Annotated in this window: 7 protein-coding genes; 5 read left to right on the forward strand and 2 right to left on the reverse strand. The window is 68.3% G+C overall.

All coding sequences use genetic code 11. The features are described from left to right. Window positions 1–923 (reverse strand): 2-oxoacid:acceptor oxidoreductase family protein (locus VKH46_03185; GenBank protein HKB69819.1); only part of this gene is annotated, 923 nt, incomplete at its 3' end. Window positions 924–1,108: 185 nt separating this feature from the next. Here VKH46_03185 and VKH46_03190 point away from each other — a divergent pair. Together VKH46_03190 and lysS are read left to right on the forward strand one after the other, a co-directional pair. After that, window positions 1,109–1,984, forward strand: coding sequence for a hypothetical protein (locus VKH46_03190; GenBank protein HKB69820.1), 876 nt, complete (start codon window positions 1,109–1,111; stop codon window positions 1,982–1,984). Window positions 1,985–2,412: 428 nt separating this feature from the next. Beyond that, the gene (gene lysS, locus VKH46_03195; GenBank protein ID HKB69821.1) at window positions 2,413–3,942 is read left to right on the forward strand and encodes a lysine--tRNA ligase; all 1,530 of its coding nucleotides are present in this window, start codon (window positions 2,413–2,415) and stop codon (window positions 3,940–3,942) included. Window positions 3,943–4,155: 213 nt separating this feature from the next. On the opposite strand, the gene VKH46_03200 is transcribed toward lysS, so the two are convergent. Beyond that, window positions 4,156–5,529, reverse strand: a complete 1,374-nt coding sequence (locus tag VKH46_03200) for an NCS2 family permease (protein HKB69822.1) — start codon at window positions 5,527–5,529, stop codon at window positions 4,156–4,158. A 132-nt stretch (window positions 5,530–5,661) separates the two neighbouring features. Here VKH46_03200 and VKH46_03205 point away from each other — a divergent pair, with 132 nt between their 5' ends. From VKH46_03205 to VKH46_03215, 3 genes are all read left to right on the forward strand, one after another. Further along, window positions 5,662–5,847, forward strand: a complete 186-nt coding sequence (locus tag VKH46_03205; GenBank protein HKB69823.1) for a hypothetical protein — start codon at window positions 5,662–5,664, stop codon at window positions 5,845–5,847. Window positions 5,848–5,902: 55 nt separating this feature from the next. Then, complete coding sequence (locus VKH46_03210; protein HKB69824.1) at window positions 5,903–6,121, forward strand: hypothetical protein; 219 nt, start codon at window positions 5,903–5,905, stop codon at window positions 6,119–6,121. Then, window positions 6,118–6,337: hypothetical protein (locus VKH46_03215; protein HKB69825.1), on the forward strand; the 220-nt coding region annotated here is incomplete at its 3' end. The genes VKH46_03210 and VKH46_03215, both read left to right, overlap by 4 nt.

Raw genomic sequence — 6,337 nt, forward strand, 5'->3', positions numbered from 1 at the left:
ATGCCGGGGCCCGACGTCGCCGTCATCGAGCGCGCCCCTGCCCACGCGGAGCCGAGCACCATGCCGACCGCGGCGAGCTCGTCCTCGGCCTGGACGATGGCGAACGTCGCCTTCCCGGTCTCGGGATCGATCCGGTGCTCCTTCATGTAATCGATGAGCGATTCGACGAGCGACGAGGAGGGGGTGATCGGATACCAGGTCACGCACGTGACCCCGGCGAACATGCAGCCGATCGCCGCGGCCGCGTTGCCGTCGATGATGATCTTCCCCTTCACCTGGTCCATGCGCTCGAGCCAGAACGGGTCGCGCTTCTGCAGGTTCTCGGCGGCCCATTTCCACCCGCCGTCGATCGCGCCCACGTTCAGGTCGACCGCCTTGGCCTTGCCCTTGAACTGCTTGCCGGTCGCCTCGGCGATCTCGGCCGGGTCGAGCCCGAGGAGCCAGCCGAGCACGCCGACGTAGATCATGTTCACGACGAGGCGCCGGAGCTTCCCGTCCGAGCAGAGGTCGAGGACGAGCTTCGAGAACGGCACGGGATAGAAGATCAGGTCGTCGCGCAGCGCGTTCAGCTTCAGCGACTCCTCGTAGACGACCGCGGCGCCCGGGGCGACCGTCCGAACGTCCTCGTGGGCCGTTTCGGGGTTCATGCAGACGAGAAGCTGCACGTCCCGGCGGCGGGCGATGTAGCCCTTCTTCGAGGCGCGGATCGTGAACCAGGTCGGGAGCCCCTGGATGTTCGACGGGAACAGGTTCTTGCCGGAGACCGGGATCCCCATCTGGTGGATCGTCCGCATCAGGATCGTGTTCGACGACTGCGATCCGGACCCGTTGGCGGTGGCGACCTGGATCGAAAAATCGTTGACGATCGGCTGGTCCGGCCGGGCGGCGGGGACGAGGGATTCGCGGGTTACGACGCTCGACATGTGTCTCCTTCTTCAAGCTTTGCTGCGGGAATGACGCCTTTTTTCATCGAACCGGTCGAGTATATCGACGGGTCATTTTCGTCGCAATCCGCTTGCGCTCAATGATTCGTTCTCATCATGAAATCGGGGCGTCGGGGGCGTAGCGTGAGATCTCTCGAAATGTATTTCGTCGAAAGGGGGATACCGTGAGGATTCTCTCCGTTGCCCTCGCCATGCTTCTCTCCGCCGCTTCGTGGTCCCGCGCCGCCGGCCTCTCGCGCGCCGCCGCCGACGGCGCGACCGTCGGGCAGTTGATGGCCCGGGTCCGGGCGCTCTCGGCCCGAAGCGTCGCCGGCCCGAGGCGCCAGGCGATCTACTACGACACGACTCTCTCGGCATTCCTGTTCCAGGGCGGGGGCAGCGTGGCGGGAAAGAACGGAACCTTCTTCCATTCCGACGCGATGGTCGCCAACTATCGCTCCGCGGACCAGACCATCGCGGTCGGCTGGCTCGCACAGGGAGTGGACAACGGGAACGCGCCGCTCCAGTACTTCACGATCCCGGGGAGCACGACGGTCTCGCTCGAAGATTACGTCACCTCGATGCTCGGGATGTCCGGCTTCGGCGCGGTCATCGTCATCGGCGTCGATTCGCAGGGCAATCCGGACACGACGGCCGAGCTCGACGGACAATCGCGAATCTGGACGTTCCAGCCGGGCTCGTCGGGGAAGGTCTCGCTCGGCCTTCCCGCCGTGGACCTCATGGACGCGATCGGCGACACGCTGGGTTACGGGCTCGGACTCCGAAACGATTCCGGCTCCCGCACGAACATCGGCATCGTGAACCTGGACCAGGTCTCCCATGCGTGGGCGATCCAGGTCATGGGGGAGAACCAGACGACTTCCTTCGCCGTCACCGTGCCGGCGTATTCCGTCATCCAGGCCGCCGTTCCGGACGTCGACTACGGAAACCTCTTCTTCGCGCTGAAGCCGAACGCCGACGGGTTCTTCTGGAGCGCGTACGGCGTCTCGGTCGACAACATTTCGGGGGACAGCTGGGTGTCCCACGTCAACCAGCCCTAACCGTCGCGGGAGCTGGCTCGGGGGACCGGGGCGCGTGACGTCCGGCGCGGCTCGCCGAACGAGCGACTCGACCGCGCGGCCGCCACCCCCTCGCCGACGCTCCCGCTCCCGCATCGCGGGGCTTTCGCCGCGGTTACTTCGGCGAAAGCTATCCGCGATGCGATGAGCCCGCGGCCGCCGGGCTTGACACATCGTCCCGCGAGTCTCTGCGACGCTTCAGGGGTCCGCGCTCGATCGGAGGACAACCCGAAGGCGGGGCGAGGCGCGAGCCCGGCCCGACGCGGGCTGGCGGCCCGGCGGCGAAGGCGTACCGGAGAGCGTACGTCTAGCCGCCGGACGGCGGCACGCGCCCACCCGGCTCGATGCATCGCCCCGCCAGCCCTCTCGCCGTTGGCCCCGCGTCCCGGATGGGATAGCCTTCGGCGGCGATGGCGGAAGACGACACCACGCCCGCGGAAGCGGGCGAAAGCGAGCTGATCCGCAACCGGCGAAAGAACCTCGAGGCGATCTGCGCGCTCGGGCGCCGCCCGTACCCGAATTTCTTCCCCGAGAGCCGGCCGATCTCCTCGATCGTCGACGAGCACGCGGGCCACGACGCCGCGTTCCTCGACGCGAAGCCTGACCGGGTCGCGACCGCGGGCCGCGTGCGCGCGCTCCGGACGGCGGGAAAGGCCGGGTTCCTCGACATTTCGGACGGCTCGACGAAGATCCAGGTGTACGTCAAGCGCGACGTGGTCGGCGAGGACGGCTTCTCGCTCTACCAGCTCCTCGATCTCGGCGACTGGATCGGGGTCGAAGGGCCGGTCTTCCGGACCCGCGCGGGGGAGCTCTCGGTCAAGGCGGAGACGATTGCGTTCCTCGCCAAGGGGCTTCGTCCGCTGCCCGACAAGTGGCACGGCCTGCAGAACCTGGAGGAGCGGTACCGCCGGCGGTACGTGGACCTCGCCGTCAACCCGGAATCCCGGCAGGTCTTCGAGCGGCGTGCGAAGATCGTCTCCTTCCTGCGCCGCTTTCTCGACGGCCGCGGCTATCTCGAGGTCGAGACGCCGATGATGCAGCCGATCGCCGGGGGCGCGGCAGCCCGGCCCTTCGTGACGCGGCACAACGCGCTCGACATGGAGCTCTACCTCCGGATCGCTCCGGAGCTCTACCTCAAGCGGCTCGTCGTCGGCGGGATCCCGCGCGTCTACGAGATCAACCGGAGCTTCCGCAACGAGGGGATCTCGACGCGCCACAACCCCGAGTTCACGATGCTCGAGTTCTACCAGGCGTACGCGCGCGCCGAGACGCTCATGGCGCTCACCGAGGAGCTCTTCTCTCGGATGGCGGCGGAGGTCACGGGAGCGGAAGGAACGCCGTGGGGGGAGCAGAAGATCTCCTGGCGCGCCCCGTTTGTCCGCTACACGATGCGGGAGGCGGTGCTCGCGTTCTCGAAGGAACATCCGAAGGGGCCCGTCGAGGCGCATGAGCTCGAATCCGCCGATTCGCTCCTCGCCGCCGCGCGGCGGATCGGCACCGAGCGGCCGGACCGGTTCCGCGGCCAGAAAGGGAAGCTGCTGGCCGAGGTCTTCGAAGCCGTCGCCGAAGATCGCCTGATCCAGCCGACGTTCATCCACGAGTTCCCGACGGAGATCTCGCCGCTCTCGAAGCAGAAACCCGAGGCGCCGGAATGGGTCGAGCGCTTCGAGCTCTACGCCGGCGGGATGGAGATCGCCAACGGCTTCTCGGAGCTGAATGACCCCGACGAGCAGGCCCGCCGCTTCCGGGAGCAGATGGACGCCAAGGCGGGCGGCGACCTCGAGGCGATGCCGTACGACCAGGACTACGTCGAGGCGCTCGAGTACGGCATGCCGCCGACGGCCGGCGAAGGGATCGGCGTCGACCGCGTCACGATGCTGTTCACGGACCGCAGCTCGATCCGGGACGTGATCCTGTTTCCGCTCATGCGGCCCAGATAGGCTGGTGCGGCGATGCATCGAGCCGGGCGGGCGGCCGCCCGCGGGGCTTAACGCACGCCACCGGTACGCCGCGCCCGCGGCCCGGCCGGCCCGCATCCCGCCGGGCTCGCGCCTCGCCGCACCACTCCGCGCGTGGCGTCCTGAGCAGACTCTTCCCCGGAAGCCATCAGCTGGTGCGGCAATGGATCGAGCTTGGCCGGCTGAGCGCTGACCTCAGTGCGGCAGGCCGAACGCGAAGTAGGCGAGACAGAGCGCGGCGAGGAGCCATCCGCCTCCGGAGGTCTCGCGGCCACGCCCGGATCCGAGCTTCAGGACGGGGTGCACGATGAGCGCCGCCGTGAGCCCGTTGGCGATGTTGTAGGTGAAGACCATCACCGAGATCGCGGTGAACGCGGGAACGAGCTCCGTGAAATCCGCGTAGTCGATCTTCGCGGCCGAGGCCGTCATCAGGACGCCGACGGCGACGAGCGCCGGTCCGTACGCGAAACGGAGCTCCTGGAGAGGACCCACGAGCGGCAGGAAGAAGAGGGAAGCCGCGAAGAGGGCGGCGGTCGTGACCGACGCCAGTCCGGTGCGCGCCCCTTCGCGGATCCCGGCGGCGGACTCGATGAACGCCCCGGACGTCGACGTGCCCAGCAGCGAGCTCGCCACGCATGCCGCGGCGTCGACCATCATCGGCTTCTCGATGTCGGGGAAATTGCCGTCCGGGTCGAGCATGTCCCCCGCAGCGCCGACGCCGACGAGGGTCCCGAGAGTGTCGAGAAAGCTCATCAGGAACAGCGTGAGGAGGAGGGGAAAGAACGAGAGCCGGAGGACGCCGGCGATGTCGAGCTTTCCCGCGATCGCGGAGAGGTCGTACGCGGCGCCGGCCGGCCACGCGACGATCGCGCGCGGAGCGGAGGCATATCCGAGCGCGATGCCCGCGGCAGCCACCGCCCCGATCCCGATCAGGATCGCGCCGCGGACGCGGCGGGAGAGCAGGAGGGCGATCAGGAGGAATCCCGCGGCCGCGAGCAGCGTGCGCGGCTCGCGCAGGTCTCCGATCTTCACCGGCACGTCGGGGTTTCGAAGCGACCCGCCGGGCCCGGCGAGAGCCGCGGCGGGCATTCCGGCCACGAAGCTCGTCACGATTCCCGTCTCGTAGAGCCCGATAAACGCGAGGAAGAGACCGATGCCGACGGCGAACGCGTGCTTGAGCGAGGTCGAGATCGAACGCGCCAGCCACGCGCGGATCCGGAGGACGGTGATGACGGCGAAGGCCACGCCGCTGACGAACACGGCTCCGAGCCGCTGCTGCCAGGAGATGCCGAGAGCCGTGAGACCGAACGCGATGAACGCGTTCTCCCCCATGTAAGGCGCGACCGCGATCGGAAGGTTCGCGTACAGTCCCATCGCCAGGCACCCGACGACCGCGGCGAGGATCGTCGCGACCGTGCTCGGCCCTCGCGGGATGCCGGCGAACGAGAGAATCGCCGGGTTGACCACGATGATGTACGCCATCGTGACGAACGTGGTGATCCCGCCGAGGACCTCCCGGCGGACGGTCGTCCCGCGCTCGGCGAGGCGGAAGAAGCGCGCGGCGATCAGCTCGGCTCCCGCTCGATCGGCGGCGAATCGGTCATCGTCGGATCTCTCCGCCTATTATCGCCGCGAAGCGGTCTCCGTGTGACGGCGCTCGGCCGGGCGATTCGGCGTAAGATCACGGAAAAAGGAGGAGTCATGGATCGATCGATTCGGCGGCGCATCGCGGTTCTCGTCGTGGTGAGCGCGATCGGCATCGTCTTCTTCACCCGGAGCCCCGGCTCGGAATCGGTCCGGTGGGTCCAGATCCTGCTCCTCTTCGCGTCCGGAATGTGCGCCGGCGTGGCGCTGACGCTCTTCCGGGTCGCGCGCGGCGGCGCCTGATCTCCCGGAAACGGACGCCGCGGGGAGCGGCGCAACGGCCGGAATGGAGGGAACCATGGATGCCATCAAGCTCGTCGCGGTGATCCTGATCATCGCCGGAATCCTGGCGCTCGTCTTCGGGGGCTTCAGCTTCACGAAGGAGAAGCACGAGGCGCATCTCGGCCCGCTCGACCTGTCCTTCAAGGAGAAGGAGCACGTGAACGTTCCGATGTGGGCCGGCCTCGCCGCGATCGTCGTGGGCGCCGGAATGCTCTTCGCCCGCAAGCCGAAATGAGGGCGCTGTCCCTCGCGGGTCTCGCGGCGATAATCGCCGCGATGGTCGGGCTCTGGAAGACGGGGACGCTGTTTTCGTCTCACCCGGCGGTCCTCGCCGCTCAGGCCCTGGCGGTGGTCCTCTTCGTCTGGGCCCGAGCGACCTTCGGCCTGCGCAGCTTCCACGCGGGCGCGAACCCGACCGAGGGAGGTCTCGTCACGACCGGTCCCTACCGCT

Source organism: Thermoanaerobaculia bacterium (assembly GCA_035260525.1).
In the GTDB taxonomy this organism is placed as follows: domain Bacteria; phylum Acidobacteriota; class Thermoanaerobaculia; order UBA5066; family DATFVB01; genus DATFVB01.

Excerpts from the sequence above, each read along its gene's own strand:
- lysS (HKB69821.1), top strand. The coding sequence starts at position 2,413 with ATGGCGGAAGACGACACCACGCCCGCGGAAGCGGGCGAAAGCGAGCTG.
- VKH46_03205 (HKB69823.1), top strand. The coding sequence starts at position 5,662 with ATGGATCGATCGATTCGGCGGCGCATCGCGGTTCTCGTCGTGGTGAGC.
- VKH46_03210 (HKB69824.1), top strand. The coding sequence starts at position 5,903 with ATGGATGCCATCAAGCTCGTCGCGGTGATCCTGATCATCGCCGGAATC.